General features: G+C 40.0%; 15 protein-coding genes. 1 reads left to right on the forward strand and 14 read right to left on the reverse strand.

The window, feature by feature from the left end; all coding sequences use genetic code 11:
• Window positions 1-20 precede the first annotated feature (20 nt).
• From arsM to C3B51_RS24170, 14 genes are all read right to left on the reverse strand, one after another.
• A complete protein-coding gene (gene arsM, locus C3B51_RS14775; protein WP_130245535.1) occupies window positions 21-815 on the reverse strand; it encodes a putative arsinothricin biosynthesis methyltransferase ArsM in 795 nt (264 codons plus the stop codon).
• A 12-nt stretch (window positions 816-827) separates the two neighbouring features.
• Window positions 828-2,060 (reverse strand): MFS transporter, encoded by a 1,233-nt coding sequence (locus tag C3B51_RS14780; RefSeq protein ID WP_130245536.1) that lies wholly within the window; start codon window positions 2,058-2,060, stop codon window positions 828-830.
• A complete protein-coding gene (locus C3B51_RS14785) occupies window positions 2,044-3,291 on the reverse strand; it encodes an ATP-grasp domain-containing protein (RefSeq protein WP_130245537.1) in 1,248 nt (415 codons plus the stop codon). The genes C3B51_RS14780 and C3B51_RS14785 overlap by 17 nt, the downstream gene beginning before the upstream one ends.
• Entirely contained in the window at window positions 3,291-3,605 is a 315-nt protein-coding gene (locus tag C3B51_RS14790; RefSeq protein WP_130245538.1) for a hypothetical protein, read from the reverse strand. The genes C3B51_RS14785 and C3B51_RS14790 overlap by 1 nt, the downstream gene beginning before the upstream one ends.
• A 14-nt stretch (window positions 3,606-3,619) precedes the next feature.
• Window positions 3,620-6,718, reverse strand: coding sequence for an efflux RND transporter permease subunit (locus C3B51_RS14795; protein ID WP_130245539.1), 3,099 nt, complete (start codon window positions 6,716-6,718; stop codon window positions 3,620-3,622).
• A gap of 17 nt (window positions 6,719-6,735) precedes the next feature.
• The gene (locus C3B51_RS14800) at window positions 6,736-7,623 is read right to left on the reverse strand and encodes a hypothetical protein (protein ID WP_130245540.1); all 888 of its coding nucleotides are present in this window, start codon (window positions 7,621-7,623) and stop codon (window positions 6,736-6,738) included.
• On the reverse strand, window positions 7,605-8,879 hold the full coding sequence (gene arsL, locus C3B51_RS14805; RefSeq protein WP_130245541.1) for an arsinothricin biosynthesis radical SAM protein ArsL: 1,275 nt from the start codon (window positions 8,877-8,879) through the stop codon (window positions 7,605-7,607). The genes C3B51_RS14800 and arsL overlap by 19 nt, the downstream gene beginning before the upstream one ends.
• A 33-nt stretch (window positions 8,880-8,912) precedes the next feature.
• Window positions 8,913-9,662 carry a methyltransferase domain-containing protein gene (locus tag C3B51_RS14810; RefSeq protein ID WP_130245542.1) on the reverse strand — a complete coding sequence of 250 codons (750 nt, stop codon included), beginning with the start codon at window positions 9,660-9,662 and terminating at the stop codon, window positions 8,913-8,915.
• Between the two features lie 10 nt (window positions 9,663-9,672).
• On the reverse strand, window positions 9,673-10,476 hold the full coding sequence (locus C3B51_RS14815) for a phosphate ABC transporter ATP-binding protein (protein WP_130245543.1): 804 nt from the start codon (window positions 10,474-10,476) through the stop codon (window positions 9,673-9,675).
• Window positions 10,473-11,324 carry a phosphate ABC transporter permease PstA gene (gene pstA / locus C3B51_RS14820; RefSeq protein ID WP_130245544.1) on the reverse strand — a complete coding sequence of 284 codons (852 nt, stop codon included), beginning with the start codon at window positions 11,322-11,324 and terminating at the stop codon, window positions 10,473-10,475. Before pstA ends, C3B51_RS14815 begins: the two co-directional genes overlap by 4 nt.
• Window positions 11,321-12,190: a PstC family ABC transporter permease gene (locus C3B51_RS14825; protein WP_130245545.1), complete on the reverse strand. Its 870-nt coding sequence runs from the start codon at window positions 12,188-12,190 to the stop codon at window positions 11,321-11,323. Before C3B51_RS14825 ends, pstA begins: the two co-directional genes overlap by 4 nt.
• A 2-nt stretch (window positions 12,191-12,192) precedes the next feature.
• The gene (locus C3B51_RS14830) at window positions 12,193-12,996 is read right to left on the reverse strand and encodes a phosphate ABC transporter substrate-binding protein (protein ID WP_130245546.1); all 804 of its coding nucleotides are present in this window, start codon (window positions 12,994-12,996) and stop codon (window positions 12,193-12,195) included.
• A 36-nt stretch (window positions 12,997-13,032) separates the two neighbouring features.
• Window positions 13,033-13,527, reverse strand: a complete 495-nt coding sequence (locus tag C3B51_RS14835) for an arsenate reductase ArsC (RefSeq protein WP_130245547.1) — start codon at window positions 13,525-13,527, stop codon at window positions 13,033-13,035.
• A 238-nt stretch (window positions 13,528-13,765) separates the two neighbouring features.
• Window positions 13,766-13,942 (reverse strand): ATP-binding protein, encoded by a 177-nt coding sequence (locus C3B51_RS24170; RefSeq protein WP_430929844.1) that lies wholly within the window; start codon window positions 13,940-13,942, stop codon window positions 13,766-13,768.
• 252 nt (window positions 13,943-14,194) lie between these two features.
• Between C3B51_RS24170 and C3B51_RS24175 the strand changes: the two genes are divergently transcribed.
• Window positions 14,195-14,437, forward strand: a complete 243-nt coding sequence (locus C3B51_RS24175) for a transposase (RefSeq protein ID WP_130245580.1) — start codon at window positions 14,195-14,197, stop codon at window positions 14,435-14,437.
• Window positions 14,438-14,737 lie beyond the last annotated feature (300 nt).

Genomic DNA, 14,737 nt, shown 5'->3' on the forward strand with positions numbered 1-14,737 from the left:
TGGCTTACCTATCCAATCATTTATTTTTTAGCCATGATCACATAGTAGCCAATTTTGTTTTCTAAGAACTCCGCTGTTTCAGGGTGATCGGCAACAAACTTCTCCCATTCACTGCGCATTTCTTCACTTTCAGCTCTTAATTCCTCATAGCGCTTGTTCTTATCATCCGTGAAATTAAAAATTTCAAAATGCTCGAACCCTATCGATTCTAATTCTGAGATATTTTGACTCAAAGGCACGCTACCGGCACGACAACCGCTCACCAGTTTCAAGTTTTCTTTAATTGAATTTGGTGTATCTGCAAAGCTCACAAAGTCGGTATAAATAAAGTACCCACCTTTTTGCAACATGCGATATGCATTCGAAATAACTTCCATACGGTTTTCAGTTAAGTTAAGGACGCACTCACTAAAGATCAGATCAAACGTCGAATCAAAGTAAGGCGCTGAATGCACGTCATTAACATAAAATGATGTTTTGTCTTGAATCGATTGCTCTGCTTCAGCAAGCGTAGCATTCGCTTTTTCAATCATCTCTGCAACGAAATCAATTCCCACCACTTTTGTTGATGAAGGAACTTCTTCACTAACTCGAATAGCTGAACCGCCCATTCCACAACCCAAATCTAGAACAACTTCTGATTTTAGCTCGTTTGCAAGTTCAATGATTTTGTCAGTAGGACCTGATGGCGAAAATTTAGCATTACCCACAGCATACGGGCCGGCATCTTTCGCCGCACTCGTGTAAAAATCATGGATAGCTTGAATTTTTTCGTTAAATTTTGGCTTTTCAGCGCCGCAACAAGGTGTTGACATTGAATGTTTCCTTTATTTCTTATTTATAATTAAAAAACTCGCTAATGTGGCAATCGCCCAAAAGGAGGCTACTAAGTAAAATGTGTATTCACTCGAGAAACGGTCAACTAAGAATCCGCTTATCAAAGGGGTCATTGCAAAACCGAGGCTTTGAACTGTGCTGAGCTTACCCATAACAGTTCCCATACCGTGGCTTTTTCCGATTTGGGTTAACGCTGCCGAGGAAATCACTAAGGCTAAGGAGCTAGCTAACCCGGCCACCAGAATGGCGACAATTATCATGTATAAATGTTTGACGCTTGGTAATATGACACAAGCGAGCGTGACGACAATGCAGGCTAAACTCAACAAAACTCTGTTTTTTCCAGAATCAGCAAGCTTGCCAAACGGAACTTGAGTTAAGGCAATACTTAAATTGTACAGCGATAACAGTAAGCCGATGTATGCCGTGCCGATACCAATTTCATCAAGGTAAAAAACAAAAAATGAAATAGAATGCATCGAAAATGCAGCGGCTGAAAATCCAACCAATAACATAGCTAGAAGTATTACATTGCTATGAACAACGGCACTAGCTTCAGCATTTTTGGGCTCACTACTTGCCTTTCCTTTAAGGGGCTTCTCCGTCTCTTGTTGTTTAACAGGCTGAAGTCCAAAAGCACAGATAAGCAAAGAGATAGCAGCAAGTACAAATAAACTAGCAAAAGCGCCTACAAAACCATAATTGTCAGCAATAATACCGCCTAACAATGGTCCTATTGCATTGGCAAGAAAGACCGCGCTATTGTAATAGCCCATATACCTTCCTTCTTGGCCAGAAGGTGATAGCAAGCCTACGTAGGCCATGGCCATAGGAAGCATCATCGCAGAAGATAGACCATGAACAAGTCTTGCAGATAACAGGCCCGGATAATTAGCTGCTATAAAGTACAAACTTGCAACAACTAGATATATAACCAGACTGATCAACAGTACATTTCTTACCCCCAACCTATCTGACAAAATCCCAATTGGCGTGGCGAGCAATAACCTAACCGCATAGAAACCAAAGAATAATGTACCGAGCATAAAGCCATTGAGCCCCAAAGATGTGCCATAAGGAACCAATAATGGAGCAACAATGCCGGTACCAGTCACTAGCATCAAAACAACAAAGCACAGTACTAAAGCTGGGTGTGTGATGTTGCGTGCTTTTAATGATCCAACCATTCTCATAAGTGTTCGATCCCTAAGTACAACATCCATTGGCCGTTACTTTATAACCAATAGAGTCAATGTAGTTTTGTGTTACTTGCAACGCATCGTTGTTTGAAGAAATAGCCAACACATAACCAAGTCGATTGTAGTTATTCGTAGTTTCTACTACTTGACTATTTGGTTGCACAGTTATCTGAGACTTTAAAATTTGTTTCGAAGCTGTTTTAGGCGCAATATATTCCACTTCCCCATTTTTATCCGCTAAAAAGAACTGCACAGCAGCCGATTCAGCAATGACAGGGTGTTTTACATATGTATCAAACTCCTTGCCCATAGCGATGTGTGCACCCAACTCACTTAAACATATTCCCGTAGTATATTTGACTAATTCAGGAATATGATCGCCACCGGGTCGACCGTTAATTTCTATAATTTCTGGTCCTGACGGCGTTAATTTGAATTCGGTGTGTGTAACAACGTTATCAATCCCTACACGTTGGTGACTTTGAACAACGAGCTGTTTAATGCGTTGCTCTTGTTCACTGTCCAACTGTGCTGGCACAAAGTGGGACAGTTCAATAAAACGAGGTGAACCAGAAGTTTCTTTTTGCGTAATAGCTATAACATGAGTTACACCATTAACAGTACATGACTCAACACTGTACTCTGGACCAACAGCCATCTCTTCAATTAGTATTTCTGGATCGATACTCTGACCTACGTAATTGGTGGTGTTTGCTGTTATCTCATTGACAGCCGCACAGGCTTCCAACATGTCATCGCATTTAAAAACAAAACGGCTTCCAGCGTCATTAGATGGCTTAACGATGACAGGAAAGCGCAAAAACATTGATGCTGCCATTACCTCTTTTGAGCTTTTTACTAATTTGAACTTCAGTTTTGACAGACCATTATCGAAAAGTATTTTTCGTACCAATTTTTTGTTTCGACAATTTACGGCACCATCAACTGCAACCGGGTTACCCACTTTAAAATAATTTGCCAGCTTTGCCGCAGCTGGGACACGGTATTCATTTGTCGTGTAGAAACACGCTAACTCTACCCATGACGGCAATGCTTTGATTGCATCTATGACCGCAGCTTCATCATCAGGGTCGACATCAAGACAGTAGTCATACGTTAAGCTTTCCTTGAGTGTACATTTAGGCGACATTAGCAAAGAATAAATGTCCTGAGCTTTCAGCCAGTCAAGAAGCTCTTCTAAGCCTGCTCTGACACCAACAAATGCAACAAAGCGTCTTTTTTGAAAGTCTTGCATTAGCTACAGCACCCATCATTTTGCGTTGGCGCACAGCAGCTTTCACTCTCTAGGGGGGCTGCTAAGGATTGAAATCCTTTGCTCTGCCTTTCTAAAACTAACGCTGCTAGTTGACCTATATCATCATTCGTTAATTGTTGTTGTTTGGCTGAAATGATCGCATCAGTGATCAGCGCTTCATTATTCATAGCTAGACTGATTGCCGTTTTTGCTATCGCAATGTCTCGTGCAGTCAAACCGCAACCACATGACGATGTGGCCGATTGCTCGAATGTATTAAACAACTCAGATAATTTTTCATTATATTTCAACATATCTACTCCAATAGTTAATTAGAAACTGCTTTGTTATGAACATGATTAGTGAACTTGGCGAATAACCGTTGGTGCGCCGCCAATAAAACTGGGATAATCACGATACTCAGTAGTGCGATTGTGAGCATTCCACCACACATCGCTAAACCCAAAGGTTGCATGATTGGGCCACCGTTTCCGAAGCCATAGGCGAGTGGCAACATACCCAGAATTGTCGATATAGACGTGATAAATATTGCTCTGAGCCTAGATACAACCGCGCTAATAATATTCTCATAAACATTATTATCTGGATATTTAACCGCATTATCCTGATAACTATGAATTATCAAAATAGAACTATTAACACCTATACCAGAAAGCATAATCAACCCAATTAACGAGTTAACTGAAAATGTGCCATCAAAATAAAACAAACTAAATGATGCCCCCACCATACCAAACGGTATACAAGACAAAGCGACCAACGATAAAATTACACTCTTTAAATCTATAATTAAAACCAAAAAAACAATAATAACTGAAGCACAGAGAGCAAAAAGTAAAGAGCGAATATTATCATTTATCTCACCTTCTACACTCACAACGTTTACACCCAAACTTTGCACACCTACCCCCCCAATAACCTTGCTTATAATTTCATTGGCATTTCCAACATCTTTTGCCATCCAGAGCTCAAGCATATATACATCAGCACCATTTCTGCTGTGATAATATAAATAGTCATCGGAAGTAATAAATTTTGCCAACTGTCCAAAATTAACTGCAATACCATCCAGCCAAATTGGCAACTGCTCTATTTCGGCAATGCCACTTAAGCCATTTTGACCAACTTGAATTGATAATGGTGTATCTCCCACGTTCATATTAACGGAATATAAATACTCTTCTTTAAGAGATAGCTTTGAAAATAAAGATAAGCTTTTCTCCAAATCGCCATAGTCAAGTTCATTGCTCAAGCTAGACACCACCATCTGATTTAATTTTAGGTTTGCGATCGAAAACTTTTTAACCTTTGGATAGGGAACAACTTTTAAAACAGCAGATTCCGCTTTAAAACCTTTATATAAATCACTTACTAATTTAACACTTCTTTCATGCTCTCCGTTTGGTATATAGATTCTATAGTCAGGTTTATTTTCAACTTTAACTGATGCGCTAACCCATGGAGATATATCTACCGTATAGTCTTCATTATCTGGAACAGCCTTTTTTAACTTTTTAATTACATTGGGTGCCTGCTCGTAATTTTTCAAATGAATCGATATATAAACAACGCCTTTCCTAACGTCAGTAAATGAAAATTTTATTTCGTCTTTTAAAACTTGATCAACTCGTTCTTTAACAATAAATGCCAATTTCTGACGTTTAAATAATGGCAACTCAGTATCATTAAAAAACAAACCTACATCGACAATATTGGGGAGTGGCTGTGCTATCACATCGCGTTTAACATCATGCCAAAGTAATCCAATTGCATGGCTACACAGCCAAATGGTCAGCAATAATATGGGAGTTGTGATCCAAATATTACTGAGCAGCCTTTGAGTTTTGGGGTACAGACTGCCCGCACGACGTTTGTCTTGTTCAGCATTACCCTGATTGAAACTTGTCGTTTGCAAAAACAATTTTCCAGGAAACAGCAGGATTAACGCGGGTAAAACAAATAAGGAAAACACTATCGAGGCGAGTAGTAACACGATAATTACTATCGATAACTCTCCTATCAAAGCCTTTATAATTGGCTGAGTAAAGAGTAAAGGTAAAAACACCGCAATGCTTGTCATTGAGGTAGAAAGTACCGAACGGACAGACTCTCTTACTGCACCTATTACGGTGCGCGAATAACGTGTTGAGATCTCAGTAGATTTCAGTATAGCCAGCTTTAATCTAATTTTTTCGAGCACAAATACACAACTGTCAACCACTAAACCACTTGCAATACCAACAGCGCCCACCGACACTAAGTTAATGCCTGCATTAAACAAAAATAGCATGCACACACCAAATGTAATGGAGATTGGCATGCTGAGAGTTATCAAAATCGTCGCACTTAGCTTTCTAAAAAATATTAGCACGCTGAGCGCAGTAAATAGCATGCCGACTAATACTGCTACACCCATCTGATAAAGGCTTACACCGATGTACTTCATTGGGCTATTTAAGACGATCACCTCGCCAAGCCCATTTAGCTCTTTTGCAACAGCCGACTCAAACTGTTTGGAAATATCATACAAGTTTGTATCAGGAAGCGGCCATGCGGCTACCGCTACGACTTGCATATCGTCAACATAAAAATATCGACTTGATTCTTTCACCTGTAACTCGACGGTCGCAACATCAGACAGCTTTACTAGTCTTCCTGCACCAGAACTAAGTACAAAGTTCTCTATTTCATCAATAGTTTTTGCCGCTTGCCCAAGTGTCACTTGATATTCTGGCGCGTCACCAACGCTTCGAATCGTGCCTAAATGAGTATCAAAACGCGACTCTTTTAATTTATCAAGCACATCCTCTATACTGAGTTTGTACCTTACTAATGAATATGGGTTTACTTTTACAATAACCTCTTTTTGGTCTACTGGAGAGACATACACAGAGGAAATACCTGGAATGCTTGATAGAATGGGGGTTAGTCTTTGCTCTAAAGCAACACTCAACGCCTCACTAGACATCTTTTTAGATTTAACTGCAATATAAAGTTCCAGGCCTGCATCATAGTAATAGGTTTTGATCGGTGGATAATTGCTCGGCAGTTGAGATTGGTAAAAAGAAGCAACAGTCGCTACCTCCTTCATCGCTTCGTTTGAGCTTTTATTCCACTCAAATACAGCATAATAAGTCGTTTTACCCGGTCCATATTGTGCATCGACACGATCAACCCCTTCGATATTACGAAGGGATTTTTCCATTTTCTTTCCTACCACCTCTTTGAAAGAGCTCACATCCATATCATAGCTTGCAACTACTCTGACTGTTGGCTTGGTACTGTTAGGATATAGCGACACGGGCAGTAGCTCGACAACAAATGTGCTGAGCAACACCAAACAGAGTGTCAAACCTAATATAAATGCCCTATAAGGGTGCAGTTTTTTTGAGTAGAGATCTTGCATGCTATCCGTTCACACTTTTATAGTTGTTCTTTTACTACTGAAGGCTTTTCACCATCATTTGGAATGCGATTTGATTCGACAATGACGTTCATGTGCGTGCCATAAGCGAGTTTTACTCGAGCGTATTGGTCATCTAATTTCAAAATATCCACATGGGTCGTTTCAACAACACCATCATCGTTCAATACATACACGGCCTTCATTCCCTTTCTTAGATAACTGATGGGTATCTCCGCAACTTCATTTACGGTATTTTCCACTGTCACCTTTGCTACAGCAGAAGACAACTCTAAGCTGTTACAGTGTAAAGCTCGGCAATTTAGCTCAAACTCAACAATGTAAAATGGATTACTTTCAATAGGGCTCACGACATTGTAATCAGTCAAGGTAAAGTGCTGGCTATACTCAGTTTGCGGAAATAACTCTCCCGTAATAAGCGTCTTTCCTGATTGCAACAACGCCAACTCATTAGGAAGCATCTTGACTTCAATCTTGTACTCATCTAATGGAACTACATATGCCAACGTTCTGTTCTTTTCTACAAACTGACCTTGCCTTATCTTGGTTTGGATCACCTTGACCTCTCCAAACTCATTGTTAATAAAAACATTTCCAAATCCGGGATCAAGGATTTTTATTTCGTAAAGCGCGGCTTTATCTTCGATTACTTGCCCGTGAGTAACTGACGCATGTTTTACCAGACCGCTCACATGCGATACGATTTGATACACATCTTTATGCGCCACCATTCCGACAAAACTTCGTGAAGTCGTATTACTGAGCGCATTGACCGTTTTAACAGAAACTTCTAATTTATCCTGTTGATCCGCATAGCAAGGACTAGCATATACAACTGCCAGCCCTACTGCGTAAGGTATTATTCTAGTTAGCATTTTAAACAGCATCTTTTAAAGACACCTTCTTCAACTGGCGTTAAATTACTAAAATATAAATTATCTATTTCAGGGTTAGGATGCTTCCAATCGAAGTGAAACTCTTGTTCTTCCAACTCGAGATACTGGGTAGATTCTCGGTTAAGTAATGGCGAGCCTTTATACAATTTTAAGCGTGTTTCATACTGGATAGGATCGATGATATCTGCAAGCTCATTACGAACAACGAACTGTTGAAACTGTGATAACTCTTCCTTATCAATCCAAGGGTTATACATAATGAATGTTGGATTGAGTTTTATATTTGCGTTGTTACAAATTTCGATAGCACGCTCGATATCTTCTACGGTGATATCTTTTGCGACTATGTCTAAAACGTTTTGAGTTGGAAACTCCAATGCAGACGTAATAAATTTAACATTGCACTCGCTTAACACAGGGATCAAATCTTCCAGATCAAGAATAAAATCGACTCGTGTCGTAAAGTCGAAAGTCAACTGAGGGAACTTTTCGTGTAAAGTCTGTATTAACTCAACATTTCTTCGCTTAGCATTGAAAAAATCTGCATCCATGAAGGTTAAATGATCCATCCCTTGAGCGACCATTTGCTCTATATCATCAATAATATATTGCTCATCAACCTTCACCACCTTAGTATCGTAAGCGGCAAAAACCGAACAGTATGTACATTTATGAATGCACCCTCTAGATGTTTCTAAGCCACCTACAATCGCGCTTCTTTCGAGTAACTTTTCGACCTGAGGTTGCGGATATTTAGCCAATGGTGGAGCATAAGAGCGAAGTGGAGTTCTTATGTTATTCCTAGTAATGAGCGGATTAGGGATTGATCCGAGCTCAGCCATTTCACGCGTACAAATGCCCGCCAGGTCCAGCTCTTTACCTAATACTAAGTGATTAGCCAGACTCACAATTGGCCTCTCCCACTCTCCAACTATCGTGAAGTCAACATAATTTAAACTTAAGCGTTGCGGATTGAGCGTCGCATATTGCCCAAATGCAATCAGAATAGCGCTAGGGTTAAGTTCTTTAATTTGCAGAATAAGTTGAACGCCAGACTCAAGTGAATCGAACAATGGCATTGAAATTGCGATTACATTCGCAGCTTTAATTTTATCTTCATCAACACCATCTACATAAACATCTAATAACGTCGGGCTAAACCCTTCCGCTACCAAGGAAGTCGTTGCAGCTAGTGCAGAGATGGGTTGGTAACCACCTTCAAAAGTGGACACAATTAGAATATTCATTTCTACCTCAAAATTTTACTTAAAATGCTCATATCAACAACAAGATGACCCTGAACAGCAGCTTTCACTGCTCTCATTACTAACGCTACTTTTACGTGTATTGCGAACTGCTCTAATAACTTTTAACTGCTCAGTACCACAGCAGTTTGATTGCTCAAACTGCTGATTAAAGAAGTTAATACTTTCAAAATCGGCACCAGATAAGATTCGCTCGTACTGCTCAATGTTTTTCTCTAGCATTGAACTGCCAGAATGCGTCAACATAAAAAGTACCCCTTTGTCATTAAGTACCCTTGCAGCTTCATGAAAAAGTTCAACAACCTGGAAATGAGTCAATTGGCCAAGATCGACGCTTGAAAAAAGTACGTCTATAGAATGAGAGACAACGACTGGATTGTTGTTAAAATACTCAAGACTACGGTGCGTAAACGCCGAGAAATCGCTGAAATCATCCATTTTAAGACGCTTGAAGAGCGTTGATTGGCGATATACATCTGTTCTGAGCTCATGGTTTTGTCCGTGATAAAAGTACATATTGTCATAGCCTAGATCGTCAGCAACATCTGACATCATGCCGTAAACATCTCTTAAAACAGCTGGATCGCTCTCAATACCAATAACTTTTCCGCCAGCGCCAACTAACTTGGCAACTTTAAAAGCCAAACGACCATCGCTACACCCCAAATGTAAAAAGCGATTATTATTACTAAGTGATAAATCAAGTATATTCATCAATTCTCGCGTTAACGAATCACCTAGTAATATAGATAAACTGTTTTTCATTACGAACCTCTTAAGAAATTAATCCTGTTAAATACTCTCTTGAAACTGCAGTTGTAGGCGCCGAGAATAAAGCATGAGCCTCCCCCTGTTCGGCTAAATACCCCACTTCATCGTCGGTCCAAAACACACAGCAGTTATCAGCTATTCGCTTTGCTTGCGCTAAATTATGAGTTACCACAATGATTGAAATCTCTTTTTTTAATTCAATGAGTAACTCTTCAATTGCTTTGGATGAATATGGATCTAATGCACTGCACGGCTCATCCAGAAGTAGAATTTCTGGCTCCAGCGCCAAGGCGCGTGCGATACAAAGACGCTGTTGTTGCCCACCCGACAGCGCAAGTGCAGAGTCATCTAGCCGATTTTTCACATCGTTCCAAAGCCCAACTTTCTCTAGTGCGGCTTGCATTTTTTGATAGCGTGAGTGTTTGTCACTAATACCGTGATGCTTCAACGGGAACTCAATGTTTTTCCTAATTGAAAGTGGAAATGGTTGTGGCATTTGGAATATAGTACCAACAGTTCTTCTCAACTGAACTTTATTTAAACGACGAACACCTTTCATCGGCGTTTTTGAGGCAATACAAATCTCCCCGTCAAACGTACAGTTTTGATAATCGCAGTTAATAGCATTTATCACGTTTAATACACTTGACTTTCCACAGCCAGAAGGTCCAACAAATGCCGTTATTCTATTTTTTTCTACGTTCAGATTGATATTTTTTACTTTTTTCTCACCTGAATAGAAAACACTAACATTAGACAGAACTATTGCATGACGCTGCTTATCACACATTTTTATATTAAGTTTCACTGCATCACCCCTTCCATTTTAATATATAACATATGGAGCATATATATAACAAAATTAAAGCTCATAACAATCGCGATAAGTACAATCGCCGAAGCATATACGTTGTGATCAGCTCCTGATACATTCATCGACAAATCGAATATATGAACGGATATGCTTCTACCGGAATCCATTACTGATTCTGGTGTTCGAGTGACATAACCTGCGGTGTATAATAGAGCTGCCGTTTCCGCCAAGGCTCTGCAAACACTTAGTACAATTGTGAGGAAAATTCCCTTTGATGCCATTGGAATAACTAATTTCTTAATGCTGGCTAGCTTAGATAATCCGAGTGCACATGCGGAATATCTGAGCCTGTCTTCAACATCTTTAAAAGATTCTATACACCCAGTTATAAATAAAGGTAAAACCATTAATGCCAGAGTTAACCCGCCGGACAGTATTGAGAACCCCATACCAAGTTCAACACAAAAGAATTGATTTCCCATCAAACCAAATACAATCGAAGGTGTAGACGCTAGAATATCTAGAATAAAGTATATGAACTTGGATAGTTTTGAGTTTTTGTTGATATACTCAGAAATCAAAATAGATGCACCCAAGCCAATAGGTACAGCGACAGCAACACAAATGGAAAGTATCAATAGAGTAGACACTATAATGCTAAAAATGCCTCCCTCTCTACCTCCCATCTCAGGCATTTCGAAAAGAAAACCCGGTGAAAGGTGTTCCAATCCACCAGTAATAATAGATACAGCCATATGCGAAAACATAATCAAGCATACAATAGAGGCTGCGCTACACAGCATGTAGTTATGTAACTTTAAGTTCAGTTTTGAGATACTCATTGTGCGTCCCCTACTCGGGCGAGTGTCAACCTAGCCACAGACAAAAAAACAATAAGAACCAATAAGATGAAGCCACTAAAAAACAATGCAGAGCGATGCTCATCTACCGCGTACGCCATTTCCAAAGCTATGTTTGCAGTCAAAGTACGTACAGGCTCAAAAATTGAGTCAGGAACCGCCACAACATTACCTGTAACCATGGTGACAACCATGGTTTCTCCGATCACACGGCCAAAGCCCAATATAGATAAAGAGAAAATGGCAGGTAATTGGTTAGTCACATACAAAGGCCAAATCGCAGAATACTCGGCAATTCCAAGTGCTGAGACCTGTTGTTGGTGCTTTTTACGAACGGTTTCTAGCTGAGACTTGAATAGTGCAATCAACATGGGCGAAACCATCATTGCCAACACAATCTGTCCAGCAAATAAACTTGCACCGGGTGATTTGATCTGATTTATATAAGGAACAATATAAATCATCCCCCAAAACCCATAAAAAACTGAAGGCAACGCAGCGACAACAACAATGAATAGGTGAACTACAGGCTGAATTTTATTTGGTAAATAAAATACAATGTATATTGCGACTAACAAGCATAAGGGCACGGCAAGAGCCATAGCTCCCACACTAACCCAAATTGACCCCATCAACATAGGGACCAAACTCAGTTCGCCATCAAGCGGAAACCAACCCTGCTCAAACGACATAAGCTGCTTGATCCCAATATTACCAATAGCGAGCATAGAGTTATTTGCAAGTAAACTAAAAATCAAGCCAACACTCACAGCAATGCATATAACTGCAATAAACATCCAAGCGTACCAAGTGACTGTATACACCTTTGCTCGTACAACAAACATCATATTTATTCCGCTGGAACGAAGTTGAACGCTTCTATTAAACTGCTCTGCTGCAAAGAAAATTTAATAAATTCGTTTGTCGAGTCCTTCACATTCCCGTAAGTGACAAGGTTTAGTTCTCGGGTCATAGGGTAAGTACGCTTACGGACATTCTCCAAAGAAGGTATGTGACCGTCTGCGGAAATTAGTTTGATTGGAGCTCCATTCTCTGCCCGATATTTTGCAGCACCTATAGACACATATCCAATTGCGAACTTATTAGACTCTACTGCCTTTATACCTTGCTCATTATCGCCAATTACTATGTCAGCTTTTATTTTTGAATGTTTTATACCTAAATATGCTAAGAACAATTCAAGAGTTGATCTTCCAGCCGCCTTTGAAATAACGACAATTTCTTCGTCAGGACCGCCTAACACTTTCCAATTATTTATTTTTCCTGTGTATATATCTATGACCTGTTTTTTAGTTAAGTTACTCAGTGAATTGCTGCTGTGAGTAATTAAACTAATGCCATCAAACCCCAAAGTATAGGCCTTAAGATCTTGCTCGGATTGCTTTAAAGCTCTCGATACCATACCGATATCGCTCAAGCCGCTTCTAGAATCCATAACTCCCTTGCTAGAGCCACCCGTTTGAACGTCAACAAGTACTTTTTTTTGTTGCTGTTCATATACTCTCGCTATTTCTTGTACCACCGGAGAAACCGTTGAAGAACCAGTTATGAGCAACTTTTGCTTATCATTGGCATAGACTGAATTGGTACTCAATATGAGCGTTAAATAAAAAATTGAGTTTCTTATATTCATTATTATTCCTTGATACAACACATAAAGCACTGAAAGTTAAGCAAGCGTTGGCTTTTCTGCTTGCGCAAAGTAGTCATTTATATAACTAAGTGGCTCATTAGCCCTAAGCATTTCCAGAAATTTGGGAAGCGTTTCATAGAGATAGTTACCCACTTCAGCAAAGAACTTGGTTGATTCTTGTTCTGAACTATTAGGGACAGCAGGATCTGGGAGAATCAATCTCACTACCTGTGCTTTGAAATTAGGTAAAGGACAAACATCATCAATTGCGCCACCACACACAGCAACAACCATATCATCCTCTTTTAATTCAAAAGGTAATTGCTCTAAAGATTTAGAAGTAAGCCCTTCGGTAGGAATTTCCTTTGAGTCTAAAAAGGCTAGCGCATACTTGTTCACCATTCCACTTGATTTGCTACCTGCGCTGTAGACAGAAAACTCTTTTGGATTTAGATACTTAAATATTGATTCTGCCATTATACTTCTGGCGCTATTGGCGGTACAAAGAAAAACTATGTTCCTCGTTGACATGTTCAAAATTCCTTTCCATTCACTCTTAATTAACAAAAACAAAACAGTATAGTGTTTTTCATGCGATAAATTAGTACATAAAAAACAATAAGTAAAACACTTTTTACAACTTTAACCTAAAGAAAAATATTCCAACAACCAAAACAAAAAATCAACACAGGGAAACGTGAAAATAAATCACGTTAACAGCCATGGGCGTATTTCACTGATTCCGCTCGATCATTTCGCCGTAAACCGATTATGATTTTCTTCTCTTTTTCCAAGGCTCTTTTTGACCTGTGTGATCGGGTTGGTTCAATGGCGATTTTCTTAACCGCTCTCCTTTGAGCTCTATTTTGTGCCCGTTGTGAACTAACCGATCCAATGAGGCGTTGTATATCGTTGGGTTGTTGAGCAGGCTGTACCAGTTTGCCACCGAAACCTAGCTGGCAGTGGTGGTACTGTAAAGGTGCCGTAAAAAGCTGACCACACTGGCAAATAAAGCGGGTGTCAGATTAAAGTAAAGCTGCGCGAGACAGGGACCAAAGGTGGCGATGTAATGCGGGATCTACTCGCTGAGTCCACATCAGAGTTAGTGCACATGATGCTCAAGGCTGAGCAATTGTTAAAACAAGAAAAGCACAGCAAAAACACACTCTATAGTTTGCACTAGTCTGCTGTAGAGTGTATCGCGAAAGGAAAAAGTGCTAAGTCTTATGAATTCGATGTGAAAGTGAGTGTCGCAACGACAGTCAGATCGCAGTTTATAGTTGCTAGTCACGCAATGCACGGTAACCCATACGATAGCGATATCTTGCTGAAAACATTGCATATAATTTTTGATATGACCAACCAGCCTACGCAAGCCTGCTACGTTGACCGAGGTTACAAGGGACACATGGCGCAGCGGTATGAGATTGATATCGCATAGCAAAAACGCGGAGTTACACCATCGATTAGCGCAAACTGAAACGACACAATGCAATTGAGCCGATCATAGGACATATGAAACAGGACGGGCATCTGGGACTTTACCGATTGAAAGGGAAATTGGGTGACAAGCTAAATGCAATCCTGGCAGGTATTGGCCAGAATTGCCGAAAAATCCTCGCAACTCAGAGGCTTTTCTATGCCTGGAGTTTACAGTGGCCTATTTCAGTGAAGGTGCAGCAATTCACATACTCAGTTAGATACTAAAGTGAAGAAGCTCAAGGTAGTGCGAGCCGAGTGT

Source organism: Pseudoalteromonas rubra (assembly GCF_004212645.1).
Taxonomy (GTDB): Bacteria; Pseudomonadota; Gammaproteobacteria; order Enterobacterales; family Alteromonadaceae; genus Pseudoalteromonas; species Pseudoalteromonas rubra_G.

Coding starts and splice junctions, on each gene's coding strand:
- C3B51_RS14780 (WP_130245536.1), bottom strand. CDS start 2,060: ATGGATGTTGTACTTAGGGATCGAACACTTATGAGAATGGTTGGATCA.
- C3B51_RS14800 (WP_130245540.1), bottom strand. CDS start 7,623: ATGCTGTTTAAAATGCTAACTAGAATAATACCTTACGCAGTAGGGCTG.
- pstA (WP_130245544.1), bottom strand. CDS start 11,324: ATGAGTATCTCAAAACTGAACTTAAAGTTACATAACTACATGCTGTGT.
- C3B51_RS14795 (WP_130245539.1), bottom strand. CDS start 6,718: ATGCAAGATCTCTACTCAAAAAAACTGCACCCTTATAGGGCATTTATA.
- C3B51_RS14785 (WP_130245537.1), bottom strand. CDS start 3,291: ATGCAAGACTTTCAAAAAAGACGCTTTGTTGCATTTGTTGGTGTCAGA.
- C3B51_RS14810 (WP_130245542.1), bottom strand. CDS start 9,662: ATGAAAAACAGTTTATCTATATTACTAGGTGATTCGTTAACGCGAGAA.
- arsL (WP_130245541.1), bottom strand. CDS start 8,879: ATGAATATTCTAATTGTGTCCACTTTTGAAGGTGGTTACCAACCCATC.
- C3B51_RS14790 (WP_130245538.1), bottom strand. CDS start 3,605: ATGTTGAAATATAATGAAAAATTATCTGAGTTGTTTAATACATTCGAG.
- C3B51_RS14825 (WP_130245545.1), bottom strand. CDS start 12,190: ATGATGTTTGTTGTACGAGCAAAGGTGTATACAGTCACTTGGTACGCT.
- C3B51_RS14835 (WP_130245547.1), bottom strand. CDS start 13,527: ATGTCAACGAGGAACATAGTTTTTCTTTGTACCGCCAATAGCGCCAGA.
- C3B51_RS14830 (WP_130245546.1), bottom strand. CDS start 12,996: ATGAATATAAGAAACTCAATTTTTTATTTAACGCTCATATTGAGTACC.
- arsM (WP_130245535.1), bottom strand. CDS start 815: ATGTCAACACCTTGTTGCGGCGCTGAAAAGCCAAAATTTAACGAAAAA.